General features: G+C 57.5%; 1 protein-coding gene. It reads left to right on the top strand.

All coding sequences use genetic code 11. The features are described from left to right. Window positions 1-266: type VI secretion system Vgr family protein (locus tag QN379_RS23545; RefSeq protein ID WP_323507782.1), on the top strand; the 266-nt coding region annotated here is incomplete at both ends.

Below are 266 nucleotides of genomic sequence, written 5' to 3'. Positions count from 1 at the left end.
GCCAGCGGACGCAGCAACCATCTGGTCATGGATGACACGGCAGGCAAAATCCAGAGCCAGCTTAAAAGCGATCATCAGCACAGCCAATTGAGTTTGGGCCACATTACACGCATCGAAGACCACGCCGGTCGCAAGGAATCCCGCGGTCAAGGATTTGAACTGCGCACCGACGGGCATGGCGCAATCCGTGCTAAAAACGGTCTGCTGATCAGCACCGAAAGTCGCCCCAATGCCAGTCGTCACATCACCGATCTGGGCGAGACGGC

The sequence above is a fragment of the Glaciimonas sp. Gout2 genome, from assembly GCF_035018905.1.
Taxonomy (GTDB): Bacteria; Pseudomonadota; Gammaproteobacteria; order Burkholderiales; family Burkholderiaceae_D; genus Glaciimonas.
This window is presented reverse-complemented; position numbering and strand designations above follow the sequence as displayed.